23 protein-coding genes and 1 rRNA gene are annotated in these 24,791 nt (G+C 66.3%); 19 read left to right on the top strand and 5 right to left on the bottom strand.

Features of this window, described 5'->3' with window-relative positions; translation table 11 throughout:
* Nucleotides 1-27 precede the first annotated feature (27 nt).
* From CJEDD_RS11735 to dnaB, 12 genes are all read left to right on the top strand, one after another.
* Complete coding sequence (locus CJEDD_RS11735; protein WP_420536340.1) at nt 28-2,346, top strand: transglycosylase domain-containing protein; 2,319 nt, start codon at nt 28-30, stop codon at nt 2,344-2,346.
* Entirely contained in the window at nt 2,347-3,894 is a 1,548-nt protein-coding gene (locus CJEDD_RS11730; protein ID WP_042409814.1) for a glycosyltransferase family 87 protein, read from the top strand.
* A 9-nt stretch (nt 3,895-3,903) separates the two neighbouring features.
* Nucleotides 3,904-4,092 (top strand): hypothetical protein, encoded by a 189-nt coding sequence (locus CJEDD_RS11725; protein ID WP_042409817.1) that lies wholly within the window; start codon nt 3,904-3,906, stop codon nt 4,090-4,092.
* A 161-nt stretch (nt 4,093-4,253) separates the two neighbouring features.
* Entirely contained in the window at nt 4,254-4,550 is a 297-nt protein-coding gene (gene rpsF / locus CJEDD_RS11720) for a 30S ribosomal protein S6 (protein ID WP_042409819.1), read from the top strand.
* A 54-nt stretch (nt 4,551-4,604) separates the two neighbouring features.
* The gene (locus CJEDD_RS11715) at nt 4,605-5,222 is read left to right on the top strand and encodes a single-stranded DNA-binding protein (RefSeq protein WP_042409822.1); all 618 of its coding nucleotides are present in this window, start codon (nt 4,605-4,607) and stop codon (nt 5,220-5,222) included.
* A gap of 48 nt (nt 5,223-5,270) precedes the next feature.
* Entirely contained in the window at nt 5,271-5,723 is a 453-nt protein-coding gene (rplI, locus tag CJEDD_RS11710; RefSeq protein WP_042409823.1) for a 50S ribosomal protein L9, read from the top strand.
* A gap of 207 nt (nt 5,724-5,930) precedes the next feature.
* The gene (locus CJEDD_RS11705) at nt 5,931-6,191 is read left to right on the top strand and encodes a hypothetical protein (RefSeq protein ID WP_042409833.1); all 261 of its coding nucleotides are present in this window, start codon (nt 5,931-5,933) and stop codon (nt 6,189-6,191) included.
* A 135-nt stretch (nt 6,192-6,326) separates the two neighbouring features.
* Entirely contained in the window at nt 6,327-7,397 is a 1,071-nt protein-coding gene (locus CJEDD_RS11700) for a hypothetical protein (protein ID WP_042409826.1), read from the top strand.
* 13 nt (nt 7,398-7,410) lie between these two features.
* On the top strand, nt 7,411-8,115 hold the full coding sequence (locus tag CJEDD_RS11695; RefSeq protein ID WP_273657534.1) for an AAA family ATPase: 705 nt from the start codon (nt 7,411-7,413) through the stop codon (nt 8,113-8,115).
* Nucleotides 8,116-8,356: 241 nt separating this feature from the next.
* On the top strand, nt 8,357-9,043 hold the full coding sequence (locus tag CJEDD_RS11690) for an AAA family ATPase (protein WP_042408090.1): 687 nt from the start codon (nt 8,357-8,359) through the stop codon (nt 9,041-9,043).
* Nucleotides 9,044-9,131: 88 nt separating this feature from the next.
* Nucleotides 9,132-11,186, top strand: a complete 2,055-nt coding sequence (locus tag CJEDD_RS11685) for a RecQ family ATP-dependent DNA helicase (protein ID WP_042408120.1) — start codon at nt 9,132-9,134, stop codon at nt 11,184-11,186.
* A gap of 370 nt (nt 11,187-11,556) precedes the next feature.
* On the top strand, nt 11,557-13,080 hold the full coding sequence (gene dnaB / locus CJEDD_RS11680) for a replicative DNA helicase (protein WP_042408092.1): 1,524 nt from the start codon (nt 11,557-11,559) through the stop codon (nt 13,078-13,080).
* 142 nt (nt 13,081-13,222) lie between these two features.
* Here dnaB and CJEDD_RS11675 read toward each other — a convergent pair whose 3' ends face one another.
* From CJEDD_RS11675 to CJEDD_RS11660, 4 genes are all read right to left on the bottom strand, one after another.
* Nucleotides 13,223-14,536, bottom strand: coding sequence for an MFS transporter (locus tag CJEDD_RS11675; protein ID WP_042408095.1), 1,314 nt, complete (start codon nt 14,534-14,536; stop codon nt 13,223-13,225).
* 80 nt (nt 14,537-14,616) lie between these two features.
* Entirely contained in the window at nt 14,617-16,884 is a 2,268-nt protein-coding gene (locus tag CJEDD_RS11670; RefSeq protein ID WP_042408098.1) for a heavy metal translocating P-type ATPase, read from the bottom strand.
* A gap of 34 nt (nt 16,885-16,918) precedes the next feature.
* Nucleotides 16,919-17,119 (bottom strand): heavy-metal-associated domain-containing protein, encoded by a 201-nt coding sequence (locus CJEDD_RS11665; protein WP_042408103.1) that lies wholly within the window; start codon nt 17,117-17,119, stop codon nt 16,919-16,921.
* Nucleotides 17,120-17,170: 51 nt separating this feature from the next.
* A complete protein-coding gene (locus tag CJEDD_RS11660) occupies nt 17,171-17,371 on the bottom strand; it encodes a hypothetical protein (RefSeq protein ID WP_042408106.1) in 201 nt (66 codons plus the stop codon).
* 107 nt (nt 17,372-17,478) lie between these two features.
* Between CJEDD_RS11660 and CJEDD_RS11655 the strand changes: the two genes are divergently transcribed.
* Both CJEDD_RS11655 and CJEDD_RS11650 read left to right on the top strand, forming a co-directional pair.
* Complete coding sequence (locus tag CJEDD_RS11655; protein WP_042408111.1) at nt 17,479-17,847, top strand: thioredoxin family protein; 369 nt, start codon at nt 17,479-17,481, stop codon at nt 17,845-17,847.
* A gap of 93 nt (nt 17,848-17,940) precedes the next feature.
* A complete protein-coding gene (locus tag CJEDD_RS11650; RefSeq protein WP_081764554.1) occupies nt 17,941-18,837 on the top strand; it encodes a PspA/IM30 family protein in 897 nt (298 codons plus the stop codon).
* Nucleotides 18,838-18,901: 64 nt separating this feature from the next.
* On the opposite strand, the gene CJEDD_RS11645 is transcribed toward CJEDD_RS11650, so the two are convergent.
* Nucleotides 18,902-20,209 (bottom strand): NYN domain-containing protein, encoded by a 1,308-nt coding sequence (locus CJEDD_RS11645; protein WP_042408114.1) that lies wholly within the window; start codon nt 20,207-20,209, stop codon nt 18,902-18,904.
* A gap of 172 nt (nt 20,210-20,381) precedes the next feature.
* Between CJEDD_RS11645 and CJEDD_RS11640 the strand changes: the two genes are divergently transcribed.
* From CJEDD_RS11640 to CJEDD_RS11620, 5 genes are all read left to right on the top strand, one after another.
* Entirely contained in the window at nt 20,382-20,756 is a 375-nt protein-coding gene (locus tag CJEDD_RS11640; protein ID WP_042408118.1) for a GntR family transcriptional regulator, read from the top strand.
* Nucleotides 20,753-21,214 carry an ATP-binding cassette domain-containing protein gene (locus CJEDD_RS11635; protein ID WP_052333829.1) on the top strand — a complete coding sequence of 154 codons (462 nt, stop codon included), beginning with the start codon at nt 20,753-20,755 and terminating at the stop codon, nt 21,212-21,214. The genes CJEDD_RS11640 and CJEDD_RS11635 overlap by 4 nt, the downstream gene beginning before the upstream one ends.
* Nucleotides 21,215-21,241: 27 nt before the next feature.
* Nucleotides 21,242-21,505 (top strand): hypothetical protein, encoded by a 264-nt coding sequence (locus CJEDD_RS11630; RefSeq protein WP_273657533.1) that lies wholly within the window; start codon nt 21,242-21,244, stop codon nt 21,503-21,505.
* A complete protein-coding gene (locus CJEDD_RS11625) occupies nt 21,506-22,546 on the top strand; it encodes a hypothetical protein (RefSeq protein ID WP_042410544.1) in 1,041 nt (346 codons plus the stop codon). It abuts the gene before it with no gap.
* A 559-nt stretch (nt 22,547-23,105) separates the two neighbouring features.
* A 16S ribosomal RNA gene (locus CJEDD_RS11620) occupies nt 23,106-24,620 on the top strand.
* Nucleotides 24,621-24,791 lie beyond the last annotated feature (171 nt).

Here is a 24,791-nt window from a genome sequence, read left to right as displayed (position 1 = left end):
GCGGGTACAACTGTGCAGGGAAAACGTGTGACTGACAAGAGTAACGGCAAGGGCGCAGACCGGGCCGACAAGGTGCAGGTACGCAAGGCCGAGCCAAAGGCCGGCAGCACCGCAGTGAAAAAGAAGAAGAAGTCCCGCGTCTGGCAGTGGGTGCTCGCGTTCCTGCTGTTCCTGCTGCTGCTCGCCTGCATCCCGATCGGGTGGTTCGCGTGGAAGTACTCGAAGGCCGTCGTGCCCGAGCCGGGCGAGATTGAGACGGCGCAGATCTCCTCGATCTACTTCAACGACGGCCAGCAGGAGCTCGCCCGCATCGTGCCCCCGGAGGGCAACCGCGAGCAGGTGTCCCTCGACCAGGTGCCCGAGGACGTGCAGAACGCCGTGCTCGCCGCCGAGGATCGCGACTTCTGGACGAACTCCGGCTTCTCGCCCACCGGCTTCGCGCGCGCCGTGGTGGGGCAGGTCACCGGCAACGCGTCGGCAGGCGGCGGCTCCACGATCACCCAGCAGTACGTGAAGAACGCGCTGGTGGGCAACGAGCACTCCTACGAGCGCAAGGCCAACGAGCTGGTCTACTCGGTGAAGATGACCAACCAGTGGTCGAAGCAGGACATCCTGCGCGCCTACCTCAACACCGTGTACTTCGGCCGCAACGCCTACGGCATCGAGGCCGCCGCGCACGCCTTCTTCGGCAAGTCCGCCTCCGAGCTCACGCTCGAGGAGGGCGGCGTGCTCGCCTCCTCAATCCAGCTGCCCAGCGAGCTCGACCCGTGGACGAACCGCGAGGCCGCGGAGCAGCGCTGGAACTACGTCATGGACGGCCTCGTGGAGATGGGCAAGATCACCCCGGAGCAGCGCGCCGGGCTGCACTACCCAGAGACGCGCGACCCCGCGACGTACTCCGCCTACACCGAGGCGACCGGCCCGAACGGCCTGATCAAGAACCAGGTGATCACGGAGCTCGAGGCCCTCGGCATCACCGAGAGCGACCTGACCAACCGCGGCCTGCAGATCACCACCACTATCGACGCCGGAACGCAGGCCAACGTCGAGGAGATCTCCCGCAACCGCCTGTCGGCGCTGCAGGAGGACGCCCGCACCGCCGTGGTCGCAGTGGACCCGAAGTCGGGCGCGGTGCGCGCCTACTACGGCGGCGACGACGCGAGCGGCTGGGACTACGCCAACGCCGGCCTGCAGACGGGTTCGACGTTCAAGATCTTCGCGCTCGCCGCGGCGCTGCAGCAGGGCATCCCGCTCACCGCGATGTTCGACTCGTCCCCGGTGACGCTGCCCGGCAACATCCAGGTGACCAACTGGGACGGCGGCGGCGGCGGGATGCTCTCCATGGCGGACGCCGTGCGCATCTCCTCGAACACCGCGTTTATGCGCATCCAGGACGAGCTGGACAACACCACCCAGGACACGGCGGACATGGCGCACGCCCTTGGCGTCGCTAAGTCGATCCCCGGCATCCCGGTGACGCTGCGCGAGAACGGCGGGCAACCGTACGAGGGCATCGTGCTCGGCCAGTACCAGTCCCGCGTGCTCGACATGGCCAGCGCCGTGTCCACGCTGACCAACCGCGGCCTCATGCACCCGACCCACTTCGTGGAGAAGGTTGTCGACGCCAACGGCGAGGTGCTCTACCAGGTGGACAACAACTACACCGAGCGCCGCGTCTCTGAGCAGGTGGCGGACAACGTCATCCAGGCGATGCAGGGCGTGGTCGGCTACTCCAACGCCACGCTCGCCGGCGGGCGCCCGTCCGCGGCGAAGACCGGTACCGCGCAGCTCGGCGACACGGGTAACAACAAGGACGCGTGGATGGTCGGCTCCACCCCGCAGCTCGCGCTGGCCGTGTGGGTCGGCACCGCCGACAACACCTCGCCGATCTTCAACGAGTGGGGCGGCAACATGTTCGGCTCCAACACCCCGGCGAAGATCTGGAAGGACATCCTGGACACCGAGCTGGAGGGCCAGGAGTTCGAGAACTTCCCGGAAGCCAGCCCGGTGTACTGGGGTGTCGACCCGTACAAGGGCGGCACGGGCCTTGGCGGGTACTACTCTGACCCGACGCAGAGCTGGGGCACGGGCACCGGCGCTGGGACGGAGACCGGCACCGGTACCGGCACGACGGGGCAGGCGTCCCTGTCGGCGGCGAACCCGGCCGCGCCCGCGAACCCGGCGCAGCCCGCGAACCCGGCAGCCCCTGCGCCAGCGCCGGCCCCCGCGCCCGCCCCGGCCGCGCCCGCGCCCGCGCCCGCGCCGGCTCCGGCGAACCCGCCCGCGCAGGACCTGCGCGACGCGGTGAACAATGTGATCGACCAAGTCCAGGGAGCGTTGCAGTAAATGTCGCAGACGAACACCTCCACCACGTGGCCCGACCCGGCAGACCGCGTCCAACCTGGCCGCACTGAGCCGCTCGCGCAGGGCTGGGTGAACTTCCTCGGTGGGCCGATGGGCCGCTTCGCGCAGATCGGCCGCGCCCGCTTCTGGACGCCGCTGCGCTCCATCCTCGCCGTCGCCTACGTCTTCCTCTCCTTCGGCGCGCTGCAGAAGTCGCACTGCGCCGGTGGCAAGGCCGACGACAACGGCATCATCCAGCTCAACTGGGACGGCAACCGCCAGTACACAGCGGCCTGCTACAACGACATCATCCCGCTCTACGGCGCGCGCGGCCTGGACAAGCCCGGCTTCGTCTACGACTACTCGTGGGTGGAAGACGGCGTCACGCGCTACATGGAGTACCCGGTGCTCGCCGGCATGTTCCAGCAGTTCTGCGCCTGGATTTCGCGCGGCACCTACTTCCTCGTCGATAGCTTCCTGCCGGACTCCGGCTGGTACTTCTATGTCACCGCGTTTGTCATGTCCATCCTCTGGGTGTGCACCGTGCGCATGGTCGCCGAGCTCGCCGGCAACCGCGTCTGGGACACCCTCCTCGTCGCGGGTTCCCCGCTCCTCATCGTCCACGCGTTCACGAACTGGGACATCCCCTCGATCTTCTTCGCCGTCGCCGCCATGCTCGCCGCGCGCAACAGGAAGTGGTGGCTCGCCGGCGCGCTGATCGGCCTCGGCACCGCGTTCAAGCTGTGGCCGCTGTTCCTCCTCGGCGCGTACCTCACGGTGGCGATCCGCAAGCGCGACTTCGCGCCGTTCGGCAAGATGCTCGTCGGCGCCGCGGTCGCGTGGGTCGTCGTCAATGTGCCGGTGTACCTGCGCAACCCGGACGCGTGGGGCGAGTTCAACCGCCTGAATACCGACCGAGGCTGGGAGTGGACCACTATCTATGCCGTGATCTCGCGCGCGTTCGGCTGGACCGGTTTCGATTCCGGCGAGGGCGCCCCGGTGATCCTCAACTCGGTGACGCTCATCCTGTTCCTCCTGGGCTGCGCGTTCGTGCTCGTCCTTGGCCTCAAGGCGCCGCAGACGCCGCGCATCGCCGAGCTCGTCGCGCTCATCGTCGGCTTCTTCCTCCTGTTCAACAAGGTGTGGAGCCCCCAGTACTCGCTGTGGCTCGTCGTCCCCGCCGTGCTCGCGCTGCCGTACTGGCGAGTGCTGCTCGGCTGGATGACGGTGGACATGTGCGTCTGGCCCGTCCTCATGTGGCACATGATGGGCGCCGACAACCTCGGCGTGCCGGGCTGGTTCCTCAACCTGTTCATCCTCGGCCGCGACGGCTTCATCATCGCGATCATGGTGCTCATCGTGCTGCAGATGCTTGGCAAGCGCCCGGACAAGGTCCGCGATGCGCACAACGGCCATGACCCGCTCATGTCGCTGCCGCCGGAGTGGAAGGAGCCCAAGCTTGACGACGCCCTTCCGGCCCCGCACGCCGACGCCACCGCCGCCGACGAGCCGGTCTCCGCGGCAGCCGGTTCGACCGCCGTCGCGGGCTAGGCGCGCGACGTGAACGCCACCACCATCCTGGGCATCGCCTCGATCGTGGTGGCGTTTGTGCTTTTCACGGCGTCGTTCTACCTGGCCGTGCGGGGGCGCAAGCGCCCGGCGATCGTCCTGGGGGCGGTGGCGTTTTTGTTCATGACGCTCATCCCCGTCGCGCTCGCCCTCTTCGTCGCGGTGCCCAACCCGTCCTGACTGTGGGTTGGCGGGGTGGGGCCGAAGGTGCGTCGATACGCAACGGCCCGGTTTTGAGCTGGGGAAACCGTGGGGTAGGCTGGCCAGGTTGCTTGACGCAACGACCCTCCTGCCATCGCCACAAGGGTGATGGCCGAAACAGACTAAGACCATAGGAGGTGATGAGGTCCGTGCGTCACTACGAAGTAATGATCATCCTCGATCCGCAGCAGGATGAGCGCACCGTTGCCCCGTCCCTGGATAAGTTCCTCGAGATCGTCCGCAAGGACAACGGCAAGGTGGAAAACGTTGATGTGTGGGGCAAGAAGCGCCTTGCCTACCCGATCAACAAGAAGGAAGAGGGCATCTACGCCGTCGTCAACCTGGACTGCGAGTCCGCGACGGTCAACGAGCTCGACCGCGTGCTGAACCTGAACGAGAACGTGCTGCGCACCAAGGTTCTGCGTACCGATAAGTAAGAACCGGTAGGCTCGAAACCCACACGATCACCCAGGTAGGAAAGGTTTACGAAGATGGCTCAAGGCGATACCCCGATCACCGTCGTCGGCAACCTCGTTGCGGACCCGGAGCTGCGCTTCATCCCCAGCGGCGCCGCGGTGGCGAACTTCCGCATCGCGTCCACCCCGCGTTCGTTCAACCGTGAGACGAACCAGTGGGAGGACGGGGAAGCCCTGTTCCTCACGTGCAACTGCTGGCGCCAGATGGCCGAGAACGTCGCGGAGACCCTGACGAAGGGTATGCGCGTCATTGTCAACGGCAAGCTGCGCCAGCGCTCCTACCAGACCAAAGAGGGCGAAAACCGCATCGTGTTCGAGGTCGAGGTCGACGAGGTCGGCCCGTCCCTGAAGTACGCCACCGCCTCCGTCAACCGCAACCCGCGTGAGGGCGGGCAGGGCGGCTACGGCGGCGGCAATTACGGCGGCAACCAGGGCGGCGGCAACTTCGGCGGCGGCCAGAACCAGGGCGGCTACCAGGGCAACCAGGGCGGCTACCAGGGCAACCAGGGTGGCTACGGCAGCCAGCCCAACCAGGGCGGCCAGAACCAGTCCCAGCCCGATCACGATCCATGGGGTTCCGCACCCGAGGCCGGCGGTTTCGACGGCGGAGCGGGCGACGAGCCACCGTTCTAAACGACAACCACACATCAAGCATTTTTCACCAGAAGGAAGGTTAGGATTATGAAGCTGATCCTCACCGCTGCCGTCGATAAGCTTGGCGAACCTGGCGAGGTCGTCGAGGTCAAGGACGGTTACGGACGCAACTTCCTGCTCCCGCGTGGCCTGGCTATCCCCGCCACCCGCGGCGCAGAGAAGCAGATTGAAGACATCACGCGCGCTCAGGCTGACCGCCAGGTCCGCGACCTGGATCACGCCAAGGAGCTGCGCGACCAGCTCGACCAGCTCAAGGGCGTCAAGGTTGCCGTTCGCACCGCGAACAACGGCAAGCTGTTCGGCTCCGTGAAGCCGGGCGACATCGCCGACGCTGTGAAGGCGGCCGGCGGCCCGAACCTGGACAAGCGCCGCATCAACGTGCCCAAGGGGCTCGTGACCAAGACCGGCGGCTACCAGGTCAAGGTCAACCTCCACGACGACGTGGAGGGCAAGGTGAACTTCGAGGTCGTTAGCGCGTAAGCATTCGCGTTACGACGATTGCTCCGCCCGAGCGGCTGCAATCCAACGACAACAGCATTTCGGCGCGGGCCCCACTTGTGAGGAGTGGGGCCCGCGCTTTCGTGTCGGCTGGGGCGGATACACTGTCGTCGTTTTCGCGGGGTTGAGTGTGGAGGAGTCGGTATGGCCTGGAGGTAGGTTCGGGGGGTCGTCGCAACGCTGTGTGCGATGGTTTTGGGGCTGGGGGCGACGGCGGCGCCTGCGGCGGCGTACACGGTGTACCCGGGCGACAGCATCCACATCCGCTACAGCAACGGGGAGCGGTTCTCGTGCACCCTGAACTCCGTGGCGTACCGGGGGGACGCGATGTACGGGGTGACCGCCGGGCACTGCCTGGAGCCGATCGGGGAGGCGGTGCCGGTGACCATTTACGCGGCGGATGACCGCACTGTTATCGGCGGTGACCTACGCGATTCGGTTTACCTCTAAACCGGGTTCCCGCCCGCGAACCGGGCGTGTGTTCCGCGCCCACCTCGGATGGATGACTCCCGCATACCGGCTTACCGGTATGCGGGAGTGGTCGTATGATCTAGGCGTGTTAGCCAACAATCTGAGGAGACGCACGTGCGTGGCCTGACTCACCGGATCACGTCAGTTGCGGTGTCCTTCGGCGTCGCGGTGGGGGGACTCGCCCCCGCAGCCCACGCCGCGCAGGTCGCGCCCTTCAACGACGGGGTCTGCACCGTAGCCCCCACGTCTGCCGAGACCGCGGCTGTGTCCCAGATGTACGCCAACGCGAACGAGTCCCGCGCGCTCCACGAACGGGCGTACGTGAGTGGTTTCGACGCGGTCTACCCGGGGACCCGCCAGGTTGTGGAGGCGGCGTGGGCGGACCCAGAGGTACAGGTGGCATACGACGCGTACCTCGCCGCCCTCGAAAGCGACACGTTTGAGCTCAGCGAGGCGCAGTCCGCCGCAGATGACGCGCTCATCGACCGTTACTCCTCGCGCCTTATCCGGGAGGCGGGGATGCCGGGTGAGGTCGCCGACGAGGTGGTCCACTTTTTCGCGTCCCATCGCGTTGATGTGCTCACAGATCAGCGCATCGCCGCCGACCTCGCCGCCACGGATTACGCCGCTGACGTGGCAAACCCGGTCATCCTGTCGACGCCCCCGGACGACACGTTGACCACGCAAACCGTGGATACCGACTGGGACACGATGCTCACGCACGCCCGCCAGCGCCAGGCCGCGCTAGAGGCGCATCCGACCGCGGGCCGATCCCTCGCTCCGCGGTTTTTGTCCCCGGCTCAGGCGGCCGCGTTCAACCAGGCGGCGTTCGCGACTCCCGGCATGGAAGAGTTCTACGCCGACGAGCACGCGCTCAAGCTTGCCGACGTCACCCTCCGCATCGCCTGCCTCACCGGCGGCAACACTTCCGTCGCGCTCCCATCCTCCTACCGTTTCGGCGCAGCGGAACCAGTGCTGGCGGAGCGTGGGCATGAGGTTCCGGAACCGGCCCCCGCGCCCGCGAAATCCAAAGCCCCTCAAAGTTCCCCCACCCCGCCGAGCGACACCAAGCGCAGCTCCAAACCTGTCCTCGGGATCGTGCTCGGGGTGCTAGCCGTGCTGGCGGCGGGCGTTGGCGCACTGGTGTACTTCGCGCCGGAGCTGGGGATCGAGCTTCCGTTGTAGTTTTCGAGTCGCCGTGTTCCTAACCAAAATCTCCGTCACCGCCCCGGTTTCCGGGTACGCGGCGGGCCTTGGGGTCGTCGATAAGCTGGCGCGAAGGCCGCTCGAACTGGCACAGGTCACGATCCTCACCGGCGACAACGGCTCGGGCAAGTCCACCCTCGTGGAGGCGATCGCCATCGCCGCGGGCGCCAACGCCGCCGGCGGGTCCCGCCACGCGCGTTTCCGCGCCTCCAATCACTCCTCCTTCCACGAGTCGCTCACGCTCACCCGCAGCCACAACCCCCGCGACGTCTACTTCCTGCGCGGCGAAACCTTCCTCGACCTCGGCGAATACCACCAATCCTTAGCCAGAGACACCCCGTTCGGCCCAACGGACCCGCTCGCCGACATTCCCCACAAAAGCCACGGTCAGGGCATCATGCACCTCGCGCGCACCCGCTTCGGCCCCGACACCCTCATCATCCTCGACGAGCCCGAGGACGGCCTCTCCGTCTTCTCCCAACTCGAACTCCTGGGCTACCTCGGCGACCTCGCCCGGCGCGGCGCGCAAGTGCTCATGGCCACCCACTCGCCGGTGCTGCTCGCCGTCCCCGACGCCCGCATCCTCGAGGTACCCACGCTCGAGCCATTGCTTTACGACGCCTCCGGCCCCGTCACCGCCACCCGAGAATTCATCCGCGACCCCCGCGGCACCGCCCAGTACCTCACCCGCCCCTGACGCGCCGGGGCGCCCCGCCCTGCCCCGGTCAATGCCCCCCAAACCCGCTTCGCCCCGCCCCGGTCCCAATGCCCACCCGGACCCGTTTCGCCCCGCACCGCAGAATCCAGCGAAACGGTCGTAGCGAATCCCCGATTTGGGCCGATTCGCTACAACCGATCCGCTGGAAACTTGCCGGGGGCGCCGGGGTGCTGGGGTCTAGGGGCACAGGGGGAAGCGGGCCCGCGGGTAGGGTGCGCCTATGGCCGGTCCCCTATTCATCCAGCGCGTGCACGTCGATCCCGCAGAGGCGCCCGAGTGGGCTGTGAAGACACCAGCGATCGAACACGTCGCAGAGTTCGGCCTGGAGTTCCAGCAACCGATCACCATTTTGACCGGCGGAAACGGCGTCGGGAAGTCGACACTGTTGGAGGGGATTGCCCGGGCGTGGGGGTTTGGTGTGGAGGGGGGAACCTGGGGCGTCGATAAGCCAAGAGCCCAGGACGCGATGTTCGGGGCGCTGACGCTGACCACCGGTCCGAAGGCGAAGGCCGGGTACTTCTTGCGCGCGGAGGCGATCGCGCGGGTCAACTATTTCGGCGGGCGTTCCCACGGGGAAAGTGTCATGGAGCTGACTTCGCGCCTTATCCCGAACGCGCTGTACCTCTTGGACGAGCCTGAGTCCGGGTTATCGGCCGTGGCACAGATGGCGCTGTTGGCGCAGCTGCACGCGCTGGCCGAACACGATGCGCAGGTGATCATGGTGACGCACTCGCCGATTCTCACCGCGGTGCCCGGCGCGCAGTTGCTCGAGGTGGACGAGCACGGCATCCACAAGCGCGAGGTAGAGGAGACGATGGCGTTTCGTGCGATGCGCGACTTCCTCGAGGACCCGCACGGGATCGCGGAGTTCATGGCGCAGTGGGCTAGTGACCAGCGAGCGCCCTGATCCGGGCGGCAAGGGCATCCACATCGGGGTGGCGCTGCAGTACCGCGGCCAAAAGGTCGTGTCCGGCCCGTGTTATAGCGTGTCCCTCATGACAGCCACATGCGAACACGCAAACGAACTCCTGAAAGGCATCGCGGGCCCGAACGCCCAGCTCCGCGACGACCAATGGTCCGCCATCGATGCGCTCGTCAACCAGCGAAAACGCATGCTGGTGGTGCAGCGCACCGGCTGGGGTAAGTCGGCGGTGTACTTCATCGCCGCGAAGCTGCTGCGGGAGCAGGGCGCGGGCCCGTCGATTATCGTCTCGCCGCTGCTCGCGCTCATGCGCAACCAGGTCGAGGCGGCCGCCCGCGCCGGCATTCGCGCCGCGACGATCAATTCCGCGAACGTCACGGAGTGGGGCCAGATCGACATCGGCGCCCTCGACGTGCTGCTCATCAGCCCGGAACGCCTCAACGCGCCGGACTTCCGGGAGGAGGTCTTGCCGTCGCTCAGCAAGAGTGTCGGCATGCTCGTCGTCGACGAGGCCCACTGCATCTCCGACTGGGGGCACGACTTCCGCCCAGATTACCGGCGCATTGCCGTGCTTATCGGCGACCTCCCGGCCAGCACGCCCGTCCTCGCCACCACCGCGACGGCGAACGACCGCGTCGTCGCCGACGTGGTGGCGCAGCTCGGCGCGGACACGGGCGTCCTGCGCGGCGGGCTCGACAGGGAGTCGCTCTCCCTCAACGTCGTGCAGCTGCCCGACCCGACCCAGCGCGCCGCGTGGATCGCGCAGTACCTCGCGCAGGTGGAGGGCTCCGGCATCATCTACTGCCTCACCGTCGCCGCCGCGCACGACCTCGCGGAGGCGCTCGAGACTGCCGGGTGGAACGTTGCTGCCTACACGGGTCGCACGGAGGCGGAGGAGCGCGAGCGGCTCGAGCGGGCGCTCATCGGCAACGAGCTCAAGGCGCTAGTGGCCACGTCGGCGCTGGGTATGGGCTTCGACAAACCCGACCTTGCCTTCGTCGTCCACCTCGGCGCGCCGAGCTCCCCGGTGAGCTACTACCAGCAGATCGGCCGCGCAGGCCGCGCCACCGACCACGCCGAGGTCGTGCTCCTGCCCGGCCCGGAGGACCAGCGCGTGTGGGAGTACTTCGCGTCGGTGTCCATGCCGGAGGAGCCGGTGGTGCGGCAGCTGCTCGCCGCGCTCGGGGACGAGCCGTTTTCCACCGCCAAGCTGGAGAACGCCGTCGACCTCTCGCGCTCGCGCATCGACCAGGCGCTCAAGGTCCTCGACGTCGACGGCGCGGTGCGGCGCGTGAAGGGCGGCTGGGTCTCCACAGGCGAGGGGTGGTCCTACGATCACCAGCGTTACGACGGCCTCTCGGCCGCCCGCGAGCGCGAGCAGGACCTCATGCTGGCCTACGAGGCGACTGACGGCTGCCGGATGGCGTTCCTGCGCCGCGAGCTGGACGATCCGACGCTCGGGGACGGCCAGCGCTGTGGACGTTGCGACAACTGCACCGGCAACCACCTGCCCGTCGAGGTCGACGCCGCGCTGGCCGAGCGCGTCGACGCGCGCCTCAAAGCCCCCGGCGTGCCGCTGCCGCAGCGCAAGCTCTGGCCGACCGGGTCGGCGCGCCGCGGCAAGATCAAGGGTGTGCAGCCCGGCAAGGCCCTGGGCAGGCTCAACGACGTCGCTCGCGGCCCGGCGCTCGCGGCGCTGCTGCGCGACAACGCGTACCGGCCCGCCGAACACTGGCGCGAGGACCAGTGGCTCACCCGGTTCGTTGCGGTGCTGGCGGACTGGGACTGGGACGCGCGCCCGTCCACGGTGGTGGCGCTCGGGTCGGCGGACCCGGCCCGCACGGCGATGGTTGCCGCCACCGCGGAAGCGCTCGCCCGCGTGGGGCAGATGCGCTTCGGCGGGGTGGTCCAGGCCGGCAACGCCGAGGTGGAGGCCCGCAACTCCGCGTTCCGCGTCAACGCGCTCGACCGGTACTTCGACTTCTCCGGCGTAGACGCGGTCGACGGCCCGGTGCTGCTGCTCACGGGCGAGGTGGATACCGGCTGGTCGGTGACCGTCGCCGCCGCGGACATTGCCGAGCGCTTCGGCGTGGAGGTCCTACCGCTCGCGTTCGCCTCGCGCGCGTGAGGCCTTGGCGATGTTTTCGCGGCGCCGCGTCCTGTGACGGAATGTGGATAAGTAGAAAGTTAGAACGCCTGCATAGGGCCCAAATTGTCCACTCGAGTGGACACCGCGGCGTTGTCAAACCCCGTGGTCAGAAAAGTTATCCACCGTTTCCGTCACGGTGTGCCCATCTGAACATATAGTCGCTGACCTGCGCATTCTGGAATTTGACCTGGGGTTGGAGGGGCCGAATCCACACGAATTCCACACCCTGCCAGCCCGGGTTGTGGAAAACATACCCGCGAGTTGCGAGTTTGTGCACACCCCCTGTGGATAACTCGGGTTGCGGTTTGCTTCGCGGGGTAGTGTCATACCCACAGCGAAAGGGGAGCACATGGGCGCAGACAACAGCTTCGACGACGGCTACGTCCCGCCGCCGGAACCGGCGGCCGACTACGGGGATTTCAGCGACGCCGACTTCGACGACTTCAGCGGCAACGGGGGCGGCTCGACGCGCCGGGGGCGTTCGGGGGGCGGCAGCTCGTCGAGAAGCAGCCGCTACTCCAACTTCAATCGTGGCAGCAGCGAGCTGCAGGAGTACCGCACCCCGCCGCACGACGAGCGCGCGGAGCGCTCGGTCCTCGGCGCGATGCTGCTCAACTCGGAAGTGATCCTCGACGTCGTGGAGGGCCTGCGCCCGGAGGACTTCTACTTCCCGGCGCACCAGCTCATCTACCAGGCGATCCTCGACCTGTTCGCGCAGGGCAGCTCGGTGGACGTACTCATTGTCGCCGGCCGCCTCGACCGCCTCAACGCGCTCGAGCGCGTCGGCGGGGCGCCGTACCTGCACACGCTCATCTCGGAGGTGCCCACCTCCGCGAACGCGCGCTACTACGCGGAGATCGTGGAAGAGAAGTCCATCCTGCGCCAGCTGGTCAACGCCGGCACGGAGGTGGTGCAGCTCGGCTACGAGGGCGAGGAGGGCATGGAGATCGAGGCGCTCGTGGACCACGCCCAGCAGAAGATCTTCGCCATCTCGCGCAATCAGGTAGGCGAGGATTTCAGACCGCTGTCGGATCTGCTCAAGCCCACCATCGACGAGCTGACGATGATCGCCTCCAGCGGCGCGCTCGAGCAGGGCGTGCCCACGGGGTTCATCGACCTAGACAAGCTCACGAACGGCCTGCACGCTGGGCAGATGATCATCATCGCGGCGCGTCCCGGTGTGGGAAAGTCCACGCTCGCGCTCGACTTCATGCGCTCGTGCTCGATCCACAATGGCAAGACGAGCGTGATCTTCTCGCTGGAGATGAGCGCCTCAGAGATCATCATGCGCATGCTCTCGGCGGAGACGGAGATCAAGCTCTCCTCGATGCGCTCCGGTCAGATGGAGGAGCGCGACTGGGAGAAGCTCACCCAGCGCCTCACCGAGATCCAGGACGCGCCGCTGTACATCGACGACTCGCCGAACCTCACCATGATGGAGATCCGCTCGAAGGCGCGCCGCCTCAAGCAGCAGCACGGCCTCGACCTTATCGTGGTGGACTACCTGCAGCTCATGAGCTCGGGCAAAAGGGTCGAGTCCCGCCAGCAGGAGGTCTCCGAGTTCTCCCGCCAGCTCAAGCTGCTGGCGAAGGAGCTCGAGGTCCCCGTCATCGCCATCTCCCAGCTCAACCGCGGCCCCGAGGCCCGCACGGACAAGAAGCCGCAGCTCGCGGACCTGCGCGAGTCAGGCTCCCTCGAGCAGGACGCGGACATGGTGTTCCTGCTCTACCGCCCGGATTCGCAGGACCGCGACGACGAGCGCGCCGGCGAGGCCGACATCATCGTGGCGAAGCACCGCGGCGGCCCCATCGACACCATCCCGGTGGCGCACCAGCTCCACTACTCCCGTTTTGTCAACATGGCGCGGGGGTAGCTAGACGATGTTCAGTAGGTCGACCCACCGCCGCCCCGGGCTGTCGAAGGCGACCAGGGGATCATTGCCGGCGCCCATGCAACTGAGTGTTCGCCCGTCCGAACCCACGGAGCACGCAAGGTTGGAGGTCTTTCATGCTACCTCAGCCGAGCGCGACCCCGCGCTGCTCAGGGAGGGTAAACGCGGCCGCGCACGCGAGCGCGAAGGCCGCCGCGAAGAGGCCGAAGACGGCCGGGGAGCCGCCGAGTGCGAGCACCGGTGGGACGATGAGCGGGGCGAGGATGGAGCCGATGCGACCGAACGCGGCGCCCGCGCCGGTGCCGGTGGCACGCACGGCGGTGGGATAGAGCTCCGGCCCGATGGCGTAGAGCGCGCCCCACGCGCCGAGGTTGAAGAAGCTGAGCAGGCAGCCGGCGGCGATGATCTGCCACTCGGCCGTGGCCATGCCGTACACGAACGCCGAGACGGCCGAGCCCGCGAGGAAAACCGCGAGCGTCGTGCGGCGGCCCCAGACCTCGATGAGCCAGGCCGCGGCGGCGTACCCCGGTAGCTGGGCGAGGGTGATGACGAGCGTGAACGCGAACGAGCGCACGAGCGAGAACCCCTGCTCCACCAGCAGTGACGGGATCCAGATGAACGCGCCGTAGTAGGCGAGCGAGACGCAGAACCACACGACCCAGAACGCGGCGGTGCGGCGTCGCAGGTCGGGGCCCCAGATGCCGCCGCGGACGGGCTCCTCGCGGGGCGCGGTGGCGGTGTCGTACTGTGACGGGTCGGCCTCCGCCTCGAAGGACCGCACGATTGCCTCAGCCTCCGCGTGGCGGCCCTTCGACTCCAGGAACCGCACCGATTCCGGCAACCCCATGCGCACGTAGATGGCGTAGAGCGCCGGCACCGCGCCGAGCGCGAAGCCCCAGCGCCAGCCACTATCGCCCTGCGTAACGACGAACGTTCCGATCACCGCCGCAAATATCCAGCCCACCGCCCAAAACGCCTCGAGCCAGACGACCATCCGACCGCGCACCTTCCGCGGGGAGAACTCGCTTACCAGTGTGGATGCCACCGGCAGCTCCGCGCCGAGTCCGAGGCCGACGAAGAAGCGGAACACCATGAGCGACGCCACCGACCAGGCGAGCGCGGACGCGCCCGTGGCCAGGCCGTAGACGAGCAGCGTGGCGGCGAACACCTGGCGCCGCCCGATCTTGTCCGCGAGCAGGCCACCGAGCGACGCGCCGATGGCCATGCCGATGAACCCGACGGACGCGATCCAGCTGGTGGTGGACTTGTCCAGCTCCCACTGGGCGGCGAGCGCGGCGATGATGAAGGACACGAGGCCGACGTCCATCGCGTCGAGCGCCCAGCCGAGGCCGGAGCCGAGGAGGAGCCGCTTGTGCTTGGGGGTGACCGGGAGCCTGTCGAGGCGCTCGGTGCGGGTGGGCTGCTGTTCAGTGGTCATGCGCGGGATTGTAGGACCGCGGGCGCCGGTAATTCTGCAAATGAACAGATAATATTCAGGCCCTGCCGCCCCAGCCCCCGCTACGCCAGCGACGTGAAACCGCGCAGGCGCAGCGAGTTGGACACCACGAACACCGAGGAGAACGCCATCGCGATGCCGGCGAGCATCGGGTTGAGGTACCCGAACGCGGCGACGGGGATGAGGATGACGTTGTAGGCGAAGGCCCAGAACAGGTTGCCCTTGATCGTCTTCAGGGTCTTGCGGGACAGGCGGATCGCGTCGGCGGCGGACATGAGGGAGTCGCGCATGAGCGTGATGTCGGACGCTTCGATGGCGACGTCGGTGCCGGCGCCCATCGCCAACCCGAGTTCGGCCTGGGCGAGCGCGGCGGCGTCGTTGACGCCGTCGCCGACCATCGCCACGCGCTTGCCCTGCGCCTGCAGCTGCTTGATCACCTCGACCTTGTGCTCCGGCAGCACGCCGGCGGTCACGTTGGCCGGGTCGATGCCCACCTCGGCCGCGATCGCCTGGGCCGCGCCCTCGTTGTCGCCGGTGAGCAGGTGCGGGGTGAGCCCGAGCGCGCGCAGCTGGGCAATCGCCTCGGCCGAATCCGCGCGGACGGTGTCGCGCACGGCCACAAAGCCGGCCAGCGCACCGTCGACCTCGACGGCCACCGGGGTGGCGCCGGATCGCTGGGCCTCGTCGAAGGCGGCGGCCAGCTCGCCCAGGTCGGTGGTGGGGCGGCCGACGCGGGCGGAACGACCGTCGATACGCGCGGAAGCCCCCTGTCCCACCTCGTTCTGGAAATCCTCGGAGGCCGGCGCCTCGGGCGCGGCGGCGACGATCGCGCGGGCGATCGGGTGCTCGGAGCCGGCCTCGACGCCGGCGGCGAGGCGCAATACCTCGTCGGCGGTAATGCCCGCGGCGGGGACGACGTCGACGACGCCCATCTGCCCGGTGGTCACCGTGCCCGTTTTGTCCATGACCACGGTGTCCACCTGCCGGGTGGACTCGAGCACCTCGGGGCCCTTGATCAGCAGCCCGAGCTGCGCGCCGCGGCCGGTGCCCACGAGGATCGCGGTCGGGGTGGCCAAGCCGAGCGCGCACGGGCAGGCGATGATGAGCACGGCGACGGCGGCGGTGAACGCGTGGACCGCGGTGTGCCCGGCGAGGAGGTGGCCGGCGAGCGTGAGCAGCGCGACGACGATGACGGTGGGCACGAAGACCTGCGAAATCCGGTCTACGAGCCGCTCCACGGGTGCCTTGCCGGACTGCGCGTCGCGCACGAGCTTGCCCATCTGCGCCAACGTGGTGTCGGAGCCGACGCGCGTCGCCTCGACAACGAGGCGCCCGGACGTGTTCAGCGTCGCGCCGGTGACGGTGGAACCCTCGTCCACCTCGACGGGCACGGATTCGCCGGTGAGCATCGATTCGTCGACCGCCGAGTGCCCGGAGACCACGCGCCCGTCGGTGGCCACCTTCTCGCCGGGTCGGACGACGAACTTGTCGCCAACGGCTACCTGGCTGATCGGTACGCGCACCTCCTTGCCGTCGCGGATCACGGCGGCGTCCTTCGCGCCCATGTTGAGCAGCTCGCGCAGCGCCTCGGAGGACTGGCCCTTCGCGCGGGTCTCAAACCACCTGCCGAGGAGCAAAAACGTGATCACGACGCAGACGGACTCGAGGTAGATCTCGTCCATCGACGCGTGCGAGGGCAGGATCGACATCTCCATCGTCATGCCCGGCTCGCCGGCGCCGCCGAAGAACAGCGCCCACACGCTCCACAGGTAAGCGGCGGTCGTGCCCAGCGAGATGAGCGTGTCCATCGTCATCGCGCCGTGCTTGAGGTTCGTGATCGTCGCGCGGTGGAACACCGACCCGGCCGCGAAGTACACGAGCGTCGTCGCGGCGAAGGCGGCCCACTGCCAGTTCGTGAACTGCAGCGCCGGGATCATGCTCACGAGCATCACCGGCAGCGACACGAGCGCGGACCAGATGGTCGTGCGCTTGAGGCGGTCGGCCTCCTCCAGCCGCGCGTTGTCGAGCTTGTCGCTTGACGACGCACCTCCGGCCCCCTCCGCGCCAGCGTCGGACTCCGCGCCGGGCCCGCCGTCGGCGTGCATCTCGAAGGCGTCGTAGCCGGCGTTTCGTACTTCGTCGATAAGCTGCTGCGGCGTCGCCTTCGCCGGGTCGAAATCGACGGCGGCGGTCTCCGTGGAAAAGTTCACGGCGGCGTCGACCCCGTCGAGCTTGTTGAGCTTGCGCTGGATGCGCGAGGAGCACGACGCGCAGGTCATCCCCGTCACGCCGAGCTCGATGTGTTGCTGTGCCACGGGTGTTTGGGTCATACCCTCACCATATACCCGCAGCAAAATCCCCTAGTTAGGCGAGCGTGTAGCCCGCTTCCTTTACCGCGGCGGCGATGTCGTCCACGGAGTAGTCCTCGCCCTCGACGACGACCTTGCCAGTGGTGTGGTCGGCCTTCACCGCGGTGACGCCGGCGACCTCGCCGACCTCCTCCTGCACGCTCAGCTCGCAGTGGCCACAGGTCATGCCCTCGACGTTGAATTCGCGCTCAGCCATGGTGTTTCCTCCTTGAAGTCGGGAAATCGGTTCCACGTCCGATGGTAGCGCTCAGGCCTCGACGGTGTAGCCGGCGTTCTGCGCGGCCTGGCGGATCTCCTCGTCCGCGAAGGTGAACCCGATGACGGTGAGGCGGCCCGCCTCCACGTCGATGTCAACCTCGTGCGTGCCTTCAACCAGGGAGAGCTCGTCCGCCAGGGACTCAACCGCGACGTCTTCCTTCGGTCCCATAATGCGGTACGTCTTGGTCATGGTCGGTGCACGCCTCCTCGGCTGGGGTCGGAATAGGGCGGGAATTGTTAGGGTTGTACGAGAGACAACATTTCAAACAGTAACTAAAAGCTTTAAGGAGCGGAATCGTGAGCACCATAGATGTAACGGACGACACTTTCCAGGACACGGTCAGCCAGGACGGCATCGTCTTCGTCGACGCCTGGGCGTCCTGGTGCGGGCCGTGCCGCCAGTTCGCGCCCACCTACGAAAAGGCCTCCGAGAAGCACACCGACGTCACGTTTGCCAAGCTGGACACCGAGGCGAACCAGCAGGTTGCGCAGGGGCTGGGCATCCAGGCCATCCCCACGCTGCTCGCGTTCCGCGACGGCATCTTGCTGTTCCAGCAGGCCGGGGCGATGCCGCCGGCGGCGTTCGATGACGTCATCGAGCAGGTCAAGGCGCTTGATATGGAAGATGTCCGCCGCCAGATCGCGGAGCAGAACGCCACCGAGTAGCGTCCGATGCCGCGCCAGCGCCCGCGTGCCGGGCGCTTTTTCATGCGTACACTTGTCCTACGACGAATCCCCCCATTCGGAAGGACACACCCCATGGCGAACCCGTTTAGCAAGGGCTGGAAGTACCTCATGCAGTCGTTCGACACCAAGATCGACGAGAACGCCGACCCGAAGGTGCAAATCCAGCAGGCGATTAACGCGGCGAAGGAGCAGCACCAGGCGATCTCGCAGCAGGCGGCGAACATCATCGGCAACCGCAACCAGCTGCAGATGAAGATGGAGCGCCTGATCAAGTCCCAGGAGGACCTGCAGACGAAGGCGCGCACCGCGCTCCAGGCGGCGGACAAGGCTGCGGCCGCCGGCGACGCCGAGAAGGCGCAGCAGTTCAACTCCGCCGCCGAGGTCATTGCCACCCAGCTCGTCTCCGTCGAGCAGGAGCTCGAGCAGACGAAGCAGGCCTACGCCGCCGCGGATCAGGCCGCGAAGGAGGCGCAGCAGAAGCAGCAGCAGTCCGAGGCGCGCCTGAAGGAGCAGATGGCGCAGGTCTCCCAGCTCGAGTCCCAGCTCAACCAGGCGAAGATGCAGGAGCAGACCGCCGCGACGATGGACTCGATGAACCAGTTCAGCGACAGCGACGCGCCGACGCTGGACGGCGTGCGCGACAAGATCGAGCGCCGCTACGCCAACGCGCTGGGCCAGCAGGAGCTGATGAAGGACTCGATGACGGACCGCATGGCGGAGATCGAGTCCGGCACCGCCGACGTCGCCGCCGCGAGTCGCCTCGAGCAGATCCGCGCCTCCATGGGCGGCGAGCTCGAGTCCGGCACTGCCGCGACGGAGCGCCAGCTCGAGGCGGGCGCGGCCGAGGCCGAGCAGTCGGCGGCGTCCGGCAGCTCCCGCCGCGTCGCCCCGGAGGCCCTGGCCGGCAACACCGCGGACACCGACGACATCCTCGCCGACGCCGAGAAGTACATGCGAGACGGCGAGTAACCCGGCCTCCCGCCACGCGAAACGGCGGCGCCCCGCAACCCGGGGGCGCCGCCGTTTTGCGTCGCTACTGCTCGTGGCGGATGTTGATGAGCACGCTGCGGATCCCCGAATGGAACCCGTCGCGCAGGTTCACGCGCTGCGTCTCGGTGAGCGTGTACTCGTGCAGCGTCTCGCAGGCGAACTGCAGCAGCGGCCTGTCAATCTCGGGCGGCAGCCCGCCGCCGGAGAGTAGGTGGGCGCTGTCGCGCTGCTCCATCGACGCCGCGTTCTCGAACCACCACGACGCGTACTGTTGCCCCACGTCGTAAGGGGTCTGGAAGCCCGCGGAGGTCCACACCTCTTCCGGCAGCGGCACGTAGCGCGAGCGCAGCTTGCGCCGCGGCGCCATCATCGACGGCTTCGGCGCGGGCTTCGGTCCCGGCTTCGGCGCCGGGGCGTTGTCGCTTGGCGACGCCTCCGGTGCCGCCTGCACTACCTGCTGGCTCGCCGGCTCGCTGGAGACGTGCTGGTTGCCCGGCTTGTTCGTCTCGTTGTTCGCCTCCACCTGCGCCTCGGACGGCTCGTCTACCTCGGGGGAGTCGGGCTCGTGCGTGCGCTGCTGGGCGGTGGGCTGGCCCACGATGTCGGACGGTTTCGGCGCCTCCTGCGCCTCCTCCTGCTCGCTCGGGGCCTCGGTGTCGGCGTCCCCGGTCGCGTCGGACGCGGCCGGCGCCTCCGGCGACAGCGGTTCCGGGCCCAAGCCTGGGACAGCGACGGGGCCTTCCGCCTCGTCGAGCGGAGTGGCGTCGTTAAGCGGGCGCTCCCTGATGCTCGGCGGGAGGGGGCCTTCGAGCACCTGGAGGCGCATGGCTTCGGCGAAATCCTCGCGGGGGTCGAGGATGGTGGTGGTGTCGCACGCGTGGCGCAGGGCCGAGGACATGGAATCCCAGCCGAAGCCGTAGAGGTGCATGCGCCCGCCGCGGCTGGTCACCTCCTCGACGCCCGGGATCATGTCAGCGTCGCCGGAGACGAGGACGAAGTCGGTGAACTTCTCGCTCATCCCGTTGACCACGAGGTCGGCGACGAGACGGGTGTCCACACCCTTCTGTGTGCGGCGCTCCCCCCATTCAATGAGCTGGCCCGTGCGTAGCTGTACGCCGTCGCATGTGCGCAGCGCGCGTTGATAGCGGTGAGGGCCGGTGTCGGGGATGCCGTCGTACCAGAACTGCCTATGGATGGGTTGATGCAGCTGGTTCGTAATCATTTTGTCCAGGGTTGCGACAACCTCGGGCAGGTCAATTTCTAACTGTGCGCGCGCGCCGATCTCCCACGAGTTGTAAAAGCTCGCAAGCAGGTACGACGTATCCACGAACACGAGTGTGCGTTCAATCATGGCTCCTAAATTCCGATTCTTTTCGTTTTTTCACGTCTTTTACCTGTCCTATATTGCCCGAAATCCCCGCCTTTTACCACGGGGCCCACCAATGAGCCGTTGCTTTGCGACGGCTCCGTATGCTATCTAGTTAGTTACTCCACTAACTAACCGACTCACCGATCGAGGGGTCATGAACCCAGATTCCGAACCGCTCTTCATCCAGGTCGCACGTTTCGTGGAGGACCTGATCGTGGACGGCACGTTGCTCCCCGGCCAGCAGGCGCCGTCGCAAAACCAGCTCGCGCAGTTCCACGAAATTAACCCGGCCACGGCGCGCAAAGGACTGGCAATGCTCGCGGATTCCGGCGTGCTGGAAAAGCGCCGCGGCCTGGGCATGTTCGTCGCAGACGGCGCCCGCGAGCGGATCCTGGCCCAGCGCCGCGACGCGTTTGCGGGCCAGTTCGTCGCCCCGCTCATCGACGAAGCCCTCCACCTCGGCACCACCCGCGCCGAACTCCACGACCTCATCAACCGCGTCGCAGAAAGCAGAGGCATGTACCAATGACAATTATCACCCGCGATCTCACCCGCTCCTTCGGCAAGAAAGAGGTGCTCACCGGCGTTGACCTCGACCTAGGGCCCGGCATCCACGGCCTCCTCGGCCGCAACGGTGTGGGCAAATCCACCCTGCTCTCCATCATCGGCGGGCAGATGAAACCCACCGCCGGCACGATCGAGGTCTTCGGCGAGCAGCCCTTCGACAACGCCCGCGTCATGGACAACACATGCCTCACCGGCGTCGACACCGCCTACCCTGGCTCCTGGTCCGCCAAAAACGTGCTCAAGGGCGCGAGCCTGCGCTACCCCAGCTGGGACCAGGCGTTCGCTGACGAGCTCGCTGGCGACTTCAACCTCGACCTCGCCACCACCTACTCGAAACTCTCTCGCGGCCAGCGCGCGATGGTCGCCATCGTCGTCGGCCTCGCCTCGCGCACGGAGCTCTTGCTTCTCGACGAACCCTAGGTCGGCCTCGACACCCACAACACCACCGTGTTCTACCGCCACCTCCTGGCCCAAGCCGACACCGGCCGCACCATCGTCATGGCCACCCACCACATCGAAGACGCAGCCAAAGTCCTCGACACCGCCACAATCCTCGGCCGCGACGGCCGCGTCGCCCGCCACATCCTCCCCGGAGACGCCGACGCCTACGCCGTCTCGGGCCCCGAGCTACTGCTTATCGACGACGCACCGCGTCATTCCCGCCCCGCCCACTTCGACGACCTCATCGAGCACGCCCTGGAGGTGTCTTAAATGAATCCCGCGGCACTCCTCCGTCACCAGTTCACGGCCAGTTCCCTGTGGCGCCTGCTGTACATGCTCCCTGCCGGGGCAATGCTCACCGCAGCGGTTGTGTCGAGGCGTGACAACGTATTTGTGCAGCTTTTCGGCCCGGCCATGCTGACGCTGTTCTTGTTCGGGGTCGTGCTGCCGGAGGAGTCCGTGTTCACTGCCTACGGTATCCCGCGGCAGCGCGCGCTCCGGGCGGTGGGTTGGGTGGCCGTGCCCGTCGTACTGGTCTCGGCAGCGGTAGGGCTGTCGGGCAGGCCGGATTGGATTGGCGTACTTGGCGCGCTGGGCGCCGCCGTGGTGGGGTGCGCGCTTGGTGCGAGGTACCTGCCGCAGGCGGAACCCGCAGAGACCAAGAGCAGTCGTGCCGGAGAGCTCGGCGACCGCTCCCTGCTGTACGAAGTCATCTGGTCGCCGCACCTGTTGTGGGCGGTGGTCATCGCATGTGCCCTTAACCTCACCTACTACCTGACCAGCTTCATCGAACAGGTCGAGTTCCGGACGTTCGTGGCAGGGCTTCCCTTGCTCATCTGGTACTGCGCGCACGCCAGCGTGACTGCGGATTCGCCGGGCCCGCAGCACGCGGCGGCCTACGGCATCCCGCGAAAGACCTGGGTCGCGAACACCGTCGGCGCAGCCGCCGCGTCCGTTCTCATCTTCCTGGCGCTCGCCTGTGTGGTGAACCTCGTCGTGGCAGGTGCGCTGGACCTCCCGCGCCTCCCGCTCATCGCGATCCTCGTGGCGGCCGTGGGTGCGTTCGCAGTCATTATCGGCGGTGCCGGCAGCCGGATCCGGTTCGGTACACCGGCGATCTTGTGCGCCTTCCTCATGTACTTCGTCATGAGCGATCTGCTCGACATCCGTGGGGAACCCAACGGGAGGCTCGCCGTCGCCTCCCTGGTCATTGCCGCGGTGATCTTGGCATTCGGCGTAGTGCTCCTCGCCCTTTACGCCGCCGGAAAGCTCGATCCAAAGCCGAATGAAGGCGCGTTTATCGGCACATGAAAACGCGGTACAAGCTGCGGGTTTGTGTTGTGCGTGGGGTGTGTGTAACTTATATCAAGTCAGCGAGACCGACAACGCCCCGCCGGTGAGTGAGATTCTCCTGGTTTGTGTGGCGGGCAGGAAAACGATCGTTGGCGGATTCCAAAGTCACTTGAGGCTGGCTCGCGTTGTGTGGGTTGGTTTGGGTGTGCTGGTGTTGTTTGAGAACTCGATAGTGTGCCAATGTACTTTTGTTGCGTGGGTTGTTTGCCTGCCTTGTGTGCACTGTGTTTTGCATCCTTTGTGTTTGTTTGGGTGTGTGCCGGTGGTGGTGTGGTTGAATCCATTGATGGATCATGCTGCTGTTTGGTTTGGTGTGCGCGGGTTGGTTGATTTTCTCGCGTATTTTTGCTGACCCCTGTTTTCCCTGTCGGGTGGGGGTTGGTTGTTGAACCTTTGTAATTTTTGGATTTTTTGCCAGGTCTGATGCCGCTGCTTTTGGTGGTGGTGTTGGTTTGGTTTGTTTTTTGGTTGGGTTTTGGGCTTTTCACGGCCTGTTTCACTGGTTTTGTTGAAACGTTTTGTGGAGAGTTTGATCCTGGCTCAGGATGAACGCTGGCGGCGTGCTTAACACATGCAAGTCGAACGGAAAGGCCAGTGCTTGCACTGGTACTCGAGTGGCGAACGGGTGAGTAACACGTGGGTGATCTGCCCTGCACTTCGGGATAAGCTTGGGAAACTGGGTCTAATACCGGATAGGACCGCATTTTGGATGGTGTGGTGGAAAGTTTTTTCGGTGTGGGATGAGCTCGCGGCCTATCAGCTTGTTGGTGGGGTAATGGCCTACCAAGGCGTCGACGGGTAGCCGGCCTGAGAGGGTGTACGGCCACATTGGGACTGAGATACGGCCCAGACTCCTACGGGAGGCAGCAGTGGGGAATATTGCACAATGGGCGCAAGCCTGATGCAGCGACGCCGCGTGGGGGATGACGGCCTTCGGGTTGTAAACTCCTTTCGCTAGGGACGAAGAGTAATTGACGGTACCTGGAGAAGAAGCACCGGCTAACTACGTGCCAGCAGCCGCGGTAATACGTAGGGTGCGAGCGTTGTCCGGAATTACTGGGCGTAAAGAGCTCGTAGGTGGTTTGTCGCGTCGTTTGTGTAAGTCCGCAGCTTAACTGCGGGACTGCAGGCGATACGGGCATAACTTGAGTGCTGTAGGGGAGACTGGAATTCCTGGTGTAGCGGTGGAATGCGCAGATATCAGGAGGAACACCGATGGCGAAGGCAGGTCTCTGGGCAGTAACTGACGCTGAGGAGCGAAAGCATGGGGAGCGAACAGGATTAGATACCCTGGTAGTCCATGCCGTAAACGGTGGGCGCTAGGTGTGAGTCCCTTCCACGGGGTTCGTGCCGTAGCTAACGCATTAAGCGCCCCGCCTGGGGAGTACGGCCGCAAGGCTAAAACTCAAAGGAATTGACGGGGGCCCGCACAAGCGGCGGAGCATGTGGATTAATTCGATGCAACGCGAAGAACCTTACCTGGGCTTGACATACACTGAATCGCTGCAGAGATGTAGTTTCCCTTGTGGTTGGTGTACAGGTGGTGCATGGTTGTCGTCAGCTCGTGTCGTGAGATGTTGGGTTAAGTCCCGCAACGAGCGCAACCCTTGTCTTATGTTGCCAGCGGTTCGGCCGGGGACTCATGAGAGACTGCCGGGGTTAACTCGGAGGAAGGTGGGGATGACGTCAAATCATCATGCCCCTTATGTCCAGGGCTTCACACATGCTACAATGGTCGGTACAACGCGTCCGCGAGCCTGTGAGGGTGAGCTAACCGCTGAAAGCCGGCCTTAGTTCGGATTGGGGTCTGCAACTCGACCCCATGAAGTCGGAGTCGCTAGTAATCGCAGATCAGCAACGCTGCGGTGAATACGTTCCCGGGCCTTGTACACACCGCCCGTCACGTCATGAAAGTTGGTAACACCCGAAGCCAGTGGCCTGTCAAAGGGAGCTGTCGAAGGTGGGATCGGCGATTGGGACGAAGTCGTAACAAGGTAGCCGTACCGGAAGGTGCGGCTGGATCACCTCCTTTCTAAGGAGCTTTATGTTTGCCCGCAGTTGTGGGTGTGGTGGTTGATGTCACCGAGTGTGTGACTGCCACCTGTATTTTGAGAAATCCGGAGTGGATGCGCACCTGCCTCATTGTGTGTGGGGTGGATAGGGAGCAACCACAAAGGGGTTGAGCGTGAACACGGTTTGTGTG

The sequence above is a fragment of the Corynebacterium jeddahense genome, from assembly GCF_028609865.1.
Taxonomy (GTDB): domain Bacteria; phylum Actinomycetota; class Actinomycetes; order Mycobacteriales; family Mycobacteriaceae; genus Corynebacterium; species Corynebacterium jeddahense.
Note: the sequence above shows the minus strand (reverse complement) of the source record. Positions and strands in the feature narration are given on the sequence as shown.